The organism is Streptomyces sp. NRRL S-378 (assembly GCF_000720645.1).
Lineage (GTDB): Bacteria > Actinomycetota > Actinomycetes > Streptomycetales > Streptomycetaceae > Streptomyces.
In genome coordinates this window covers 17,713-30,982 of sequence record NZ_JOBX01000073.1, presented here as the reverse complement: position 1 = coordinate 30,982, position 13,270 = coordinate 17,713, and the positions used below count along the sequence as shown (strand labels likewise).

Annotated in this window: 9 protein-coding genes and 1 pseudogene; 8 read left to right on the top strand and 2 right to left on the bottom strand. The window is 71.6% G+C overall.

Going from position 1 to position 13,270, the window contains the following annotated elements; all coding sequences use genetic code 11:
- The 7 genes and pseudogenes from IH80_RS47250 to IH80_RS0133200 form a co-directional block, all read left to right on the top strand.
- On the top strand, positions 1-910 hold a 910-nt coding region (locus IH80_RS47250), incomplete at its 5' end, for a beta-ketoacyl reductase (RefSeq protein ID WP_158943715.1).
- Positions 911-934: 24 nt separating this feature from the next.
- Positions 935-3,566, top strand: a pseudogene (locus IH80_RS47510) (type I polyketide synthase); the annotation flags it as partial.
- A 3-nt stretch (positions 3,567-3,569) separates the two neighbouring features.
- Positions 3,570-3,950 (top strand): acyl carrier protein, encoded by a 381-nt coding sequence (locus tag IH80_RS47505; RefSeq protein WP_234432463.1) that lies wholly within the window; start codon positions 3,570-3,572, stop codon positions 3,948-3,950.
- Positions 3,951-4,005: 55 nt separating this feature from the next.
- Positions 4,006-5,634, top strand: coding sequence for a bifunctional 3-(3-hydroxy-phenyl)propionate/3-hydroxycinnamic acid hydroxylase (locus tag IH80_RS0133215; protein ID WP_030965407.1), 1,629 nt, complete (start codon positions 4,006-4,008; stop codon positions 5,632-5,634).
- A gap of 209 nt (positions 5,635-5,843) precedes the next feature.
- Positions 5,844-7,367 (top strand): FAD-binding oxidoreductase, encoded by a 1,524-nt coding sequence (locus tag IH80_RS47000; RefSeq protein ID WP_030965406.1) that lies wholly within the window; start codon positions 5,844-5,846, stop codon positions 7,365-7,367.
- A gap of 114 nt (positions 7,368-7,481) precedes the next feature.
- Complete coding sequence (locus tag IH80_RS40035; protein ID WP_051810212.1) at positions 7,482-8,909, top strand: MFS transporter; 1,428 nt, start codon at positions 7,482-7,484, stop codon at positions 8,907-8,909.
- A gap of 204 nt (positions 8,910-9,113) precedes the next feature.
- Complete coding sequence (locus IH80_RS0133200; protein ID WP_030965403.1) at positions 9,114-9,905, top strand: arylamine N-acetyltransferase family protein; 792 nt, start codon at positions 9,114-9,116, stop codon at positions 9,903-9,905.
- A 209-nt stretch (positions 9,906-10,114) separates the two neighbouring features.
- Here the strand turns inward: IH80_RS0133200 and IH80_RS0133195 are convergent, their stop codons facing one another.
- Positions 10,115-11,161: a 3-dehydroquinate synthase family protein gene (locus tag IH80_RS0133195; protein WP_051810211.1), complete on the bottom strand. Its 1,047-nt coding sequence runs from the start codon at positions 11,159-11,161 to the stop codon at positions 10,115-10,117.
- Between the two features lie 64 nt (positions 11,162-11,225).
- Positions 11,226-12,005, bottom strand: a complete 780-nt coding sequence (locus IH80_RS0133190; RefSeq protein WP_158943713.1) for a lantibiotic dehydratase C-terminal domain-containing protein — start codon at positions 12,003-12,005, stop codon at positions 11,226-11,228.
- Positions 12,006-12,277: 272 nt separating this feature from the next.
- Between IH80_RS0133190 and IH80_RS0133185 the strand changes: the two genes are divergently transcribed.
- Positions 12,278-13,237, top strand: coding sequence for an ROK family protein (locus IH80_RS0133185; RefSeq protein WP_030965400.1), 960 nt, complete (start codon positions 12,278-12,280; stop codon positions 13,235-13,237).
- Positions 13,238-13,270 lie beyond the last annotated feature (33 nt).

The following is a 13,270-nucleotide window of genomic DNA, read 5'->3' as shown; positions in this document are numbered from 1 at the left end:
GCGTCTGGACAAGGTGTTCCGTCCGAAGGTGGACGCGGCCTGGAACCTGCACGAGCTGACCCGGGACCTCGACCTCGCCGCCTTCGTCCTCTACTCCTCCGTCGCCGGTACGGTCGGCAGCGCCGGCCAGGGCAACTACGCGGCGGCCAACGCCTTCCTCGACGGCCTCGCCCGCCACCGCACCGGTGCGGGTCTCCCCGCCACCTCGCTCGCCTGGGGCGTGTGGGAGCAGACGGGCGGCATGCAGGACACCCTCGGCCGCGCAGACCAGGAGCGGATGGCCCGCAGCGGAATGCGGCCGCTGACCGCCGACGGGGGCATGGCCCTCTTCGACGCCGCCCTGCAGACCGCTCACGCCGTCCTGGTGCCCGCCCTGCTCGACCTGACCTCCCTGCGCGACCGGCCGGCGGGCGCCGCCCTGCCGTCGGTCCTGCGCGGGCTGGTCCGCCCGGCACGCCGCACTGCCCAGGCGGCCGCTGCCGCTACCGGAGCGTCCCTCGTGGAGCGGCTGACCGCCCTGCCCGCCGCTGAGCGGACCCAGGCCGTGCTGGACCTCATCGCCGAGCAGGCTGCGGCGGTACTGGGCCTGGCCGGCGCGGAACAGGTCGAGAGCGACCAGGCCTTCAAGGAACTGGGCTTCGACTCGCTCACCGCCGTCGAGCTGCGCAACCAGCTCGCGACGGCCACCGGCATCAGGCTCCCCGCCACTTTGGTCTTCGACCACCCGACGCCGCTCGCCCTGGCCCGCCGGATCCAGCAGGAACTCCTGCCGGATACCGAGGAGCCGCACAGCGCCCGGGAAGCGGCCGACGAGGAGTCGGGGGCGAACGTCCAGGCGGAAGCCGACCTGATCGCCGGCCTTGATGTGGAAAGCCTCGTGGCGCGCGCCCTCGCCACCTCCAGCAACTGATTCGGTCTCACACCGGGAGAGAAGATCATGACTGTTTCCGACGACAAGCTCGTCGCCGCGCTGCGCGCGTCCCTCACGGAGACCGAGCGGCTGCGCCAGGAGAACGCACGCATCACTGCCGCCGCCACCGAGCCCATCGCGATCGTGGGCATGGCCTGCCGGCTCCCCGGCGAGGTCGACTCGCCCGAGGCGCTCTGGCGGCTCGTCGCCGGCGGGCACGACGCCGTCAGTGACTTCCCCAAGGACCGGGGCTGGGACCTGGAGAACGTCTACCACCCCGAGCCCGGCCACCCCGGCACCACCTACGTCAAGGAAGCCGGACTCGTCCACGGCGCGGGCGAGTTCGACGCCCCCTTCTTCGGGATCTCCGAGCGCGAGGCGCTGGGAACCGACCCGCAGCAGCGGATCCTCCTGGAGCTGGTGTGGGAGGCCTTCGAGCGGGCCGGCATCGACCCGCAGACCGCCCGCGGTACCGACACCGGCGTCTTCGCCGGTCTGATGTACCACGACTACGCCAACGCGGTGCAGAAGCTCCCCGAGGGAGTCGACGGCTTTCTCGGCCTCGGCAAGTCCGGCAGCGTGTTCTCGGGCCGGGTGTCCTACCTGTACGACCTGAGCGGCCCGTCGGTCACCGTCGACACCGCCTGCTCCTCCTCCCTGGTCACCCTCCACATGGCCGCCCAGGCCCTGCGGTCCGGTGAGTGCTCGATGGCCCTCGCCGGCGGTGTCGCCGTCATGGCCACCCCCGACGCGTTCGTCGGCTTCTCCAGCCAGCGCGCCCTCGCCCCCGACGGCCGCATCAAGGCCTTCTCCTCCTCCGCGGACGGCACCAACTGGGCCGAGGGCGCCGGGGTCCTGCTCCTGGAGTCAGGCGCTGGCGAACGGTCGTCTGACCACGGCGGATGTGGACGTGGTCGAGGCGCACGGCACGGGCACCGTGCTCGGTGACCCGATCGAGGCGCAGGCGATCCTGGCCACCTACGGGCAGAACCGCGGCGAGCGTGACCCGCTGTGGCTGGGCTCGCTGAAGTCCAACATCGGGCACGCCCAGGCCGCGGCGGGTGTCGCGGGTGTCATCAAGATGGTCATGGCGCTCCAGAACGAGGAACTCCCCAAGACCCTGCACGTCGACGAGCCCACCTCCACGGTGGACTGGGAGTCGGGGGCCGTCGAGCTGCTGACCGAGGCCCGCCCCTGGCCGCGCCGCGACGACCGCGCCCGCCGCGCGGCCGTCTCCTCCTTCGGCATCAGCGGCACCAACGCCCACGTCGTCATCGAAGAGGCCCCCGCCCGGGACGCCGCCACCGCCGAGCAGGCCACCCCGCGCCGCTCCGGCGCCCCGCTGCCCTGGGTGCTCTCCGCCAAGACCGACGACGCCCTGCGCGACCAGGCCGCCCGCCTCGACGCGTTCCTCGAGACCGCCCCGCAGGACCTCGACCCGTACGACATCGGACACTCCCTCGCCCTGACCCGCAGCGCCTTCGACAAGCGGGCCGTCCTCGTCGCCTCCGACAAGGTGACCCTGCGCCAGCAGCTCCAGGCGCTCACCGAGGGCGCCACCGGGGCCACGGTCCCGGGGATCGTCCGCGACCACCGCGCCAAGGGCAAGCTCGCGGTGCTCTTCACCGGCCAGGGCTCCCAGAGCCTGGGCATGGGCCGCGAACTGTACGAGAGCTACCCGGTGTTCGCCGAGGCCTTCGACGCGGCCGCGGCCGAGCTGGACCGGCACCTGGCCAAGCCGCTGAAGGAGGTCGTGTTCGAAGCCGCGGACGCGACCGACGTGAACCGCACCGAGTTCACCCAGCCGGCCCTGTTCGCCATCGAGACCGCCCTCTACCGCCTGGTGGAGTCCTGGGGCATCCGCCCCCGGTTCCTCGCCGGGCATTCCATCGGAGAGGTGGTCGCCGCCCATGTGGCCGGTGTGTGGGACCTTGCGGACGCGGCGCGCCTGGTGGCAGCTCGTGGCAGGCTGATGCAGGCCCTGCCGGCCGGCGGGGCGATGATCGCGATCCAGGCGACCAGGGAAGAAGTCCTGCCGCGCCTGGTCGAAGGCGTCGGCATCGCCGCCGTCAACGGCCCGTCGTCCGTGGTCGTCTCCGGCGCGTCGGCCGCGGCCGACGAGGTCGCCACGCACTTCTCCCTGCTGGGCCGCCGCGTGAAGAGGCTCGTGGTCAGCCACGCCTTCCACTCGCCCCTGATGGACCCGATGCTCGCCGAGTTCCGCGACATCGCCGCCGAACTCACCTACAACGCGCCCACGATCCCGGTGGTCTCCACCCTCACCGGCGACGTCGCGGAAACGGACGAGCTGACCTCGCCCGACTACTGGGTGCGCCACGTCCGCGAGGCGGTCGCCTTCCTCGACGGCGTCCGCACCCTCCAGGAACGCGGCACCACCACCTTCCTGGAGCTCGGCCCCGCCGGAGTCCTCAGCGCCATGGGCCCGGCCTGCCTCACCGGCGATGCCGACGGCATCGCCTTCATCCCCGCCCTGCGCACCGACTCCACCGAGGCGCAGAGCACCATCAGCGCGCTCGGCGGACTGTTCGCCCGAGGCGTTGCCGTCGACTGGACGGCCCTGTTCGAGGGCGGCCGCCGGGTGGAACTCCCGACGTACGCCTTCCAGCGCCGCAACTACTGGCTGGAGGCCGGAACCGTCATGACCGAGACCATCACCGCTGCCGAGACCGAGACCGAGACCGAGACCGCCGACCCCGCGCGGACCACCCGCGAGGCGCTCCAGGGCCGCCTCGCCGGACTCTCCCCCGTGGAGCAGATCACCCTGCTCACCGACCTGGTCGTCGCCGAGGCCGAGATCGCCCGCACCGAGCAGAACACCGACGAGCCCTTCGAGGACGAGCTGGACGAGGAGAGCCCGCTCTTCGAGGTCGGCTTCAACTCGCTGAGCGCCGTCGAACTGCGCAACCGCCTCGTCGAGGCAACCGGTCTGAGCCTCGACCCGATGCTGCTGTTCGACTACCCGACGCCCGGCTTCATCGCGGAGCACCTCCAGGAGCTCCTGGCGGCCGACGCCGCCTGAGGGTCCCCACCCGGCACCCGTCACCGATCCCCACCACACCCCAGGGAACACACTGATGTTGGACACGCACAAGGACCCGGACGGGGCGGCCGACGTCCTGATCGTCGGATACGGCCCGGTCGGCCAGCTCCTCGCCCTGCTCCTGGCAGACCGCGGCCACGCGGTCACCGTCGTCGAGCGCTGGCCGCAGGCCTACCCGATGCCCCGCGCCGTGGCCTTCGACGGCGAGGGTGCCCGCACGCTCACCGCCGCCGGCATCGGCGGGCTCATCGGCAGGATCGGCGAGCCCTCGGGCGAGTACCTGTGGCAGAACGCCGACGGGCAGCAGCTGCTCCGGATCGACGGATCCGAGCGCCGGCTGGCCGGGTGGCCGGAGTCCACCTCCATGTACCAGCCCCTGCTGGAGGCGGAACTCCAGGCCCGCGGGGAGCGGCTGGACAACATCACCGTGCACCGGGGCCACGAGGTGGTCGGCATATCCGAGGGACCACGGTCCGTCGAGGTCACCGCGGTGGACCGGGACGGCAACCAGCAGGTGTTCGCCGCCTCATGGGTCGTCGGCTGCGACGGCGCGAACAGCTTCGTCCGCCGCGCGATCGGGACCCCGTTCTCCGACCTCGGCTTCTCCCACGACTGGCTGGTGTGCGACGTCGTCCACCACGACGGCCGCACGTTCACGCCGAACAACCTGCAGATCTGCGACCCCGCCCGGCCGCGCACCTCGGTGTCGGCCGGCCCCGGCAACCGGCGCTACGAATTCATGCGCGTCGAGGGCGAGACCATCGAGGGCCTCAACACCGAGGAGAGCTCCTGGAAGCTCCTGGAGCTCTTCGACGTCACCCCGGAGAACTCCACCCTGCGCCGCCACCACGTCTACAGCTTCAAGGCGGGCAGCGCCGAGCAGTGGCACCGCGGCCGGCTCGTGATCGCGGGGGACGCAGCGCACGTTATGCCCCCGTTCGCGGGCCAGGGCATGTCCTCCGGTTTCCGTGACGCGGGCGGCCTCGCCTGGCGCCTGGACGCGCTCATCACCGGCCGCGCAGGCACCGAGGTGCTCGACGACTACCAGGAGGAGCGCCGCACCCACGTAAAGCACGCCATCGGGATGTCGGTCAACCTCGGCCGGATCATCTGCCAGACCGACCCGAAGGCCGCGGCCGACCGGGACCTGGTGATGAAGGCGGCGGCCGACCGCGCGGCCGCCGCAGGCGTGGCCCCGCCGGAGCGCTCCCCGCTGCAGCCGCTGACCAAGGGCTTCATGCGGCGCGGCGCCAACGGCAGACCGGCGAAGCCGGCCGGGATCCTCTCCCCGCAGGCGACGGTGACGCGGGGCGACCGGACCGGCCTGTTCGACAGCGTGGTCGGGCTGGGCTTCGTCCTCCTGACCACGCAGGATCCGGCGGCGCTCCTGGACGGGCCGGAGCGAGGGTTCCTCGCCGGGCTGGGCGCGCACGTCGTACAGGTCCTCCCGGCCGGGACCGACCCGGCGCTGGTCGGGACGTCGGCCGTGGTCGACGTCGACGGGGTCTACCTCCAGCTGCTCGCGCAGGCGGGGGCCGACGCCGTACTCATCCGCCCCGACTACTACGTCTACGGCGCCGCCGCCGGCCGCGAGGACACCGCCGCCCTCGTCGGCGAGCTGCGCACGGCCCTGTCGGGCGCCCGCGTCCCGGCCGGCGTCTGACCCACCGGGTCGCGCCCCCTGCGGACGGGCGGTGACCCCCTGGGTCACCGCCCGTCCGCGGGCGGGTGCACCGAGGGTTCCCCGTCACGGGCGGAGCGTCCGCACCCGCGTCCGCCGGACCCACCTACCGCGCAATGGGCGGACAGTTCCCGGCGGCTGCATTAATGACGGTTAGTTACCGCTGTCCGATGGCGACTTGGAGAACACCCATGCAGAGCAGGCGAACGATCCTCCGTGCCGGTGCCGGACTGGCCCTCACGGCCGTGTCCCTCGAGGTCGCCACGGGCACGGTCTTCGCGGAGACCACGGCGACCGGTTGGGCCGGCCTCGCCCAGCAGATCCAGGGCGACATCGTGCTCCCCGCCGATGCGGGCTACGCCGCCGCCAAGGAGCTGCAGATCGCGGAGTACGACGCGGTGCACCCCCAGGCCATCGCCTATCCCGAGTCTCCTCGGGACGTGCAGACGCTCGTGAACTACGCCCGTACGAAGCGGATCTCCGTGCGCATCCGCAGCGGTGGCCACAACTTCAACGGCTGGTCGACCGGTGACGGCCTCGTCATCGACACCTCCCGCCTGAACCACGCCACGGTCGGCTCCTCCACCGTCAGAGTCGGCCCGGGCCTGCAGGCCATTGACGCCCTGCACGCCCTGGCGCCGTCCAACAAGCAGCTCGTCGCGGGCACCTGCCCGACCGTCGCCCCCGGGGGTTTCATATCCGGCGGTGGCATCGGCTACCAGACCCGGAAGTTCGGCCTGGGCAGCGACCGGCTCCGGTCCGCTCAGATCGTCCTCGCGGACGGCCGCCTGATCCGTGCCTCGGCGACCCAGTACTCCGACCTGTTCTGGGCCATCCGGGGCGGAGGCGGCGGCAACTTCGGCGTCATCACCGAGTTCGAGGTCGCCCCCATCGACGCGCCCAGCATGGTCTTCTTCAGCACCACGTGGGCCTGGGACAAGGCGGAGCAGGTCTTCGCGGCCTGGCAGACCTGGCAGATGAACGCCTCCGTGAACCTCGGTTCCGCCCTGATCCTCAACCTGCCCGACGCCGCGCCCGGCACCGTCCCCATGGTGATCATCACCGGCGGCTACCACGGTCCGGAGTCCGAGGCCCAGGCCGCCCTGGCGCAGCTCACCTCGCTGATCGGCGCGCAGCCGACGAGCAACTACGTCGCCGACCTCCCGTACCACGAGGCCATGAAGACCGCCTACGGCTGCGGTGACCTCACCCAGGACCAGTGCCACCGCGAGGGCACCGGCCCGGAGGCGCACCTGCACCGCACGGCCTGGCAGCGCGACGCGTACCGGGTGTTCAACCAGCCGTTCACGCCGTCCCAGCTGAACACCCTGGTCAGCACCCTCGACGCCGACCGGGTGGCCGGCCAGCGCCGGGTCCTGCACTGCATGGCCGTGGGCGGCAACAGCAACCACACCTCCCCGACGGCCACGGCCTACCCCCACCGCGACGCGAACTTCGTCATCGGCTACGTCGCCCAGCTCGACGCACCGACGCCCGAGGCGCAAGCGGCGGCCTCGGCCTTCGTCGGCACCGGCGCGGGCGTCCTCAACCCGCTCAGCGACGGTGCCTACGTCAACTTCCCCGGTTCCAGCCTCCCGGACTGGGCGACGCAGTACTACGGCGACAACTACCTGCGTCTGAAGAAGGTCAAGAACGCCTACGACCCGTACAACTTCTTCCGCCACCCCCGCAGCATCGGCAGCCTCGGCGAGTAGCCGCTCGCACGTCGAGCCGACCCGCACCCACGACATCATCTCAACTGCACAGAAAAGGATAGGCAATTGACTTCGTCCCCGTCCCCGGCGTCCGCAGCACGCCCGGGGATCGCGATGGCCTTCATCGCATTCTGCATGCTCATCTTCTCGATCGACTACAACATCGTCTATGTGGCGCTGCCCGAGATCGGCAAGGACCTGGGCTTCACCGCGCAGTCGCTCCAGTGGGTCGTCAGTGCGTACGCAGTCGGCCTCGGTGGCGCGATCCTGTTCGGTGGCCGTGCAGTCGACCGCCTCGGCGCCCGCATGATGCTCGTGGTCGCACTCGGCCTGTACGGCGTCGCGTCCGTGGTCGGCGGCCTCGCCGGCAGCCCGGGCCTGCTCGTGGCGATGCGCGTGGTCCAGGGCCTGGGCGGCGCGCTGCTCTTCCCGGCCACCCTCTCCCTGATCAACAGCTCCTTCAAGGAGGGTCCCGAGCGGAACAAGGCCTACGCCCTGTGGGGCTCGGCCGGTGCCTCCGGTTCGATCATCGGTTCGCTCGCCGGCGGTGTGCTCACGGACTACCTGGGCTGGAGCTCGGTGTTCTACGTGAACGTCCCGCTCTGCATCCTCGCGGTCGTGGGCATCCTCGTCTTCATCGCCCCGGACGCCCGCTCCCGCGACAAGGGCAAGTTCGACATCCCCGGCGCGCTCATCGCGACCGGTGCCTCGACCCTGCTCGTCTACGGCCTGATCAGCGGCCCGGAGAACGGCTGGACCTCCACCAGCACCATCACCACCCTCGCCGTCGGTGCCGTCCTCGGCATCCTGTTCTTCGTCACCGAGGCCCGGACCAAGGACCCGCTGGCTCCCTCGCACATGTGGAGCTACCGCGGCCTGGTGACCGCGATCCTGGTCGTCTTCGTCTTCCAGGGCGTCATCAACACGCTGAACTACCTGTTCTTCGTGCACCTGCAGAACGTCATCGGCTACTCCCCGCTCCAGGCCGGCCTGGCCTTCCTGCCGATGAGCGTCATCGCGATGCTCGGCTCGGGCAAGCTGCTGCCGTTCGTCGTCCAGAAGTGGGGTGTGCGCTACGCCCTGTTCGGCGGCCTCTCCGGCCTCGGCGTCTCGATGATCGTGCTGGCCTTCACGATGTCGGAGAGCACCAGCTTCTGGCCGCTGCTCCCGGGCGTCCTGATCTGGGGTCTGTTCGCCGGCATGCTCTACCCGGCGATCTTCATGGCCGCCGGTTCCGACGCCGCCCCGCAGGAGCAGGGTGTCGCCTCGGGTCTCACCCAGACCATCGCCCAGCTCGGCGGCGGCATGGGCATGGCCGCGCTGATCGCCGTTGCGAACGCGGGCCTCGACCTCGGAGAGGGGGCCCAGAACACAGCCGGAGACATCCTGGACGGCCTGCAGAACTCGGCGCTGGTCGGTGGTATCGCCGCGATCGCCGGTTCGTTCCTGGCCTTCTTCCTCAAGGCGCAGTCGTCCGCCCAGGCCGAGGCACCCGTGGCCGCCGAGCCGGCGGCCGAGAGGGAGAACGTCCCGGCTGCCTGATCCGGAACACGAGCCGCACGGAATTCCGTCGGTCCGCAATTCGCCCTTCCGTACCCCGGGAGGGCGAATTTGCATTTCCTGCACCGACATCAATAGGGGGTTGAATGGGGTGCTGCCTTGTGCCCCTGAATGGAAGTGTTGGCTGCGAAGGTGAAGGGCCGTCGTACTCGGCCGGAATCTATCGACGAACGAAGGACGCCGAACATGTATAACGTCGAGGCCTACCTGGCACACCTCGGCCACACCGGACCGCTCGAGCCCACGGTGGAGACCCTCCGCAGCCTGCACGCCGCACACCTGCGGACGATCCCGTTCGACAACTCGGCGAACGCCGAACGCGGCGACTACATCTGGGACTACGTCGAGATCGACGCGGACAAGGCATTCGACGAGATCGTCATCGGCGGCGCCGGCGGCACCTGCTTCGAGCTCAGCGGCCTGTTCCGTCGGCTGCTCGCCGACCTGGGCTACGACGTCGACATCCTGGCGGCCGGCGTGCGGGGCCCGGACGGCGGCTTCGGGCCGGACCTGGAGCACCTGTTCATCGGCGTGAACATCGACGGCGACGTCTGGCTGGCCGACACCGGCTTCGCCGGACCGTCGTTCATCGACCCCGTCAAGGTCTCCCCCGAGGTGCAGGAGCAGTACGGCTGCGCCTACCGGGTCATCGAGGAGAACGGCTACCAGGTCCTCCAGCGCAAGACCCGGGAGACGGACTGGCACAACGTCTACCGCTTCAAGCCGACCGCCCGCACCCTCTCGGAGTGGGACCGCGACCCCTCCCAGCCGGTCCCGGTCAGCCCCGAGTGGAACTGGGCGGGCGAGCTGGTCTCCAACCGGACCGTCATCCGTGCCCGCGCCCTGGAGAACGGCTCGGTCATGCTGGTCGGCCGCCGCTGCCTGACCGTCGAGGACGGCCGAGAGACGCTCCGCGTCCTGGTCAAGGCCGACGACATGGACTCCGTCGTGCGCACCATCCTGCGCCGGGCCGCCTGACGGCCGCGGACCTGCTGCCCCCACCCCGGAGCCCCGTTGGGGCCCACGGCCTCTCAGGCCGTGGGCCCCAACGGGGCTCCTCCTGCTGCGGACCGTGCTTCCCGTGCGCGGGCCGGCGGACCCGCACGCCCGAGCGGCCCGGCCCGGGGGACGGAAGTGTCCGTCCCCCGGGCCGGGCCGCGTCGCAGGGCGCCTCCGGTCGGCTCCGCTCAGCCCTCGCGCTCCATCCCCTCCAGTACCTCGGCGACCAGTGCCTCAGGCACATCGGTGACGAGTTCAGCCCCGCGCGGTCCGTCCAGGACGAACGACAGCCCGGTCATGGCCTTCTTGTCGAGCCGCATCAGCGTCACGAGCTCCGCCACGTCGACCCCTGAAGGCAGCCGGTGGGGCAGCCCGTAGGCCAGGACCACGTCGAGGTGCTCCGCCACCCGGGCCCCGTCGATCCGGCCTAGCGCGCCCGCCAGCCGCCCGGCGAACACGGTGCCGATGGCGACGGCCTCACCGTGGCGCAGCGCGAAGTCCGTGGCACGTTCGAGGGCGTGGCCCAGGGTGTGGCCGTAGTTGAGGGTGTGCCGCAGCCCCGCATCGCGCTCGTCGGCCGCCACGATGCGGGCCTTGCAGGCCACGCTGGCGGCGATCTGCTCGACGAGCGGCAGTCCCCGCAGGTCGCCGGCGCCGATGAAGTTGGCCCGGGCGATCTCCCCGTAGCCGTTCGTCCACTCCCGCAGCGGCAGGGTCTGCAGGTAGTCGGTGTCGCACAGCACCGCCGACGGCTGCCAGTACTGCCCGACGAGGTTCTTGCCCTGAGGCAGGTTGACCGCCGTCTTCCCGCCGACGCTGGCGTCGACCTGCGCCAGCAGCGTCGTCGGCAGGTGGATCACCGGCAGGCCCCGGTGGTAGAGGGCGGCCGCCAGACCCACCGAATCGGTGGTCGTACCGCCGCCGACCGACACGATCGCGTCCGCACGGCTGAGCCCGAAGCCGGCGAACTCCCGGCACATCCGTTCCACGGTCGCGAGGGTCTTGTCCTCCTCGCCGTCGCGGGCCTCCAGGTGCAGGGTGGGCACACCGGTCTCCGGGAGGACGTCCCGGGGCCGGGCCGACACCACGGCCACCCGCCGGGCGCCGGTCGCGGCGATCGTCCCGGCGAGCAGATGGCGTACGCCGGGGCCGATGTGCACCGGGTAGGAGCGGTCGCCCAGCTCCACGTCGATCCGCCGTCTGGTCGAGGTGTCCGTGGTCGTCACGGCAGTCACGGTGAGGGTCCTTTCCGAGGGGGTCCGGTCAAGTGATGGGCGCGGGCCCGGCGGGGTGGCCCGCTCAGACCGACTGGAGGGCGCGCACCCCGCTGCCGCCGGACACGGGCGCTCCGGCCGACAGGGCGGACCGCAGGGCGCGGGCGGCCAGGGCGCCCGTCTGGACCGGGATGCCGAGGCGGCCGTGGGTGAGCTGGACGTGGTCGTACAGCAAGTAGTTCACCGGCACCACGCCTTCCTGCGGGACCTCGACGGCGCTGCGCACCGCCGGCACGTACCGCTCCCACAGGGCCTCGTCGCCGTCCAGCGGACGGTCGATCAGGGCGTCGGCGTACGTGTCCGCCTCCGTCGCGAGCTCCATCCGCCCGGCAGGGTCCATCCGGTCGGTCCCGAACTGCCAGAAGTGGAAGAGGAACGCAGCCCGGTCGCCGGGCGCGGTCAGACCGCTGAGGTGCCACAGGTGCAGGGTCGCCAGCCTCCGCTGCTCCGCCGCGGACAGTTCGCCGTCCTGGAGCAGGGACAGGGCGAACTCGCTGGATTCGGTGGCCAGACGGTCCGCCACCCGCAGGTTCTGCCGGGTGCCGTACTTGTCCGTCGGCGGCACGTACCGGTCGGTGATCATCGGCCAGTTGTACGCCGCCGTGTCCGACCGCAGGCGCCGTTCGAGTTCCCGCAGCACGTCCGCGGTGGAGTGGAACGACAGGGTGAGCTCCGGTCCGGTGCCGCAGCCCGGGCGGCGGAACTGCCAGTGACCGGCGGGGTCCGCCGCCCTGAGATGACTGACCAGGTCGGCGGCCATCGTGGAGACCACCCGCGAGACATGTTCCTCGGAGCGGCTCCTCATCGGATTAGGCAGGCGAATGAATAGCCATTGACGGTTCATTGCAGAATTCACCTCGTGAAAGCTCCGTGAAAAGCCTGATCTCGAGGAGGATAAGGGTCGTATCAATACTCGATTCCGGGGAGGGCGTCGCCGGTGCGTTTCCGCGGAAAGATAGGGAGCACATAGGGGGGTTCACTGGGAGGGTGCTGCCCGAGGCCGCCCGCGCCTCGTGCCGCACCGCCGGTGGGCGCTCGGTTACCGGACAGTGGGTGCCCCTGCGGAAACTCACGAGAATGATGAGGAGCAGCGGCTGTCTCGGTATGGACGTGGGCGGAACAAAAGTCGCCATCAGGCTGGAGAGCGACGGCGCGCAGCCGTACGAATCAACGTTCCGGTGGCGCGACGGCGACGACGTGCGCGCGGACATCCGGGCGCTCGCCGCGTTCCTGGACGGGGTGCGCCGCAACGCCCCCGGCCCGATCGTCGCGGCCGGGGTCGCGGTGCCCGCCACCCTGGACCGGTCCGGACGCGTGACCGCCTGGCCCAACCGGCCCGGCTGGGTCGGCCTGGACCTGCGCGCCGAACTGTCCGGGATGCTGCCCGGCGCCGCCGTGGAATGCGCCGACGACGGCGACCTCGCGGCCTTGGCCGAGGCCCGGGCGGCGGACTGCGACGACGTGGTCTACCTGGGCATCGGGACGGGCGTCGGCGGTGGCGTGATCCTCGGCGGGGAGCCGGCCCCTGGCCCCCGGCGCGGTTCCTGCGAACTCGGCCACCTGATCGTGGACCGCTCGGGCGCCGCCCGTTGCGACTGCGGACGACAGGGCTGTGTCCAGGCGTTCGCCTCGGGCCGCGCGATCCTGCGCCGCGCCACCCGGCTGCGCGGGGAGGAGGACCCCGTCGGATACGACGAACTGGTCGAAGCCTGGCAGGACCGCAGATCCTGGGCCGTGCTCGCCGTCGACGAGGGCTGTGCCGCCCTCGCCGCCGCCGTGACCGGCGCCAACGAACTCTTCCGTCCCTCCGTCTTCATCATCGGCGGGGGCTTCGCCGAAGGGCTGCCCGGCTTCATCCAGGCCGTCGAGTGCCACACCCGCAGGCTGGCCCGGGCCGGCCACCCGGCCCCCCGGATCCGTCCGGCGCGGCTGGGTGGACTGTCCTCCCTCGGCGGGGCGATGCTGCTGGCGAGCTCGCTGGCCGCCGGCCCCGGGTCGCCCGCCTCCGCACCCGCCCCGGCCGGCCTCCCGCACTGACGGTTCCCGGCCCCGGTGCGTGGCCACCGGGCC

Bases quoted from the DNA above. Each gene is read 5' to 3' on its own strand.
- IH80_RS0133200 (WP_030965403.1), top strand. From the start codon at position 9,114: ATGTATAACGTCGAGGCCTACCTGGCACACCTCGGCCACACCGGACCG.
- IH80_RS47000 (WP_030965406.1), top strand. From the start codon at position 5,844: ATGCAGAGCAGGCGAACGATCCTCCGTGCCGGTGCCGGACTGGCCCTC.
- IH80_RS47505 (WP_234432463.1), top strand. From the start codon at position 3,570: ATGACCGAGACCATCACCGCTGCCGAGACCGAGACCGAGACCGAGACC.
- IH80_RS40035 (WP_051810212.1), top strand. From the start codon at position 7,482: ATGGCCTTCATCGCATTCTGCATGCTCATCTTCTCGATCGACTACAAC.
- IH80_RS0133185 (WP_030965400.1), top strand. From the start codon at position 12,278: ATGATGAGGAGCAGCGGCTGTCTCGGTATGGACGTGGGCGGAACAAAA.
- IH80_RS0133190 (WP_158943713.1), bottom strand. From the start codon at position 12,005: ATGAGGAGCCGCTCCGAGGAACATGTCTCGCGGGTGGTCTCCACGATG.
- IH80_RS0133215 (WP_030965407.1), top strand. From the start codon at position 4,006: ATGTTGGACACGCACAAGGACCCGGACGGGGCGGCCGACGTCCTGATC.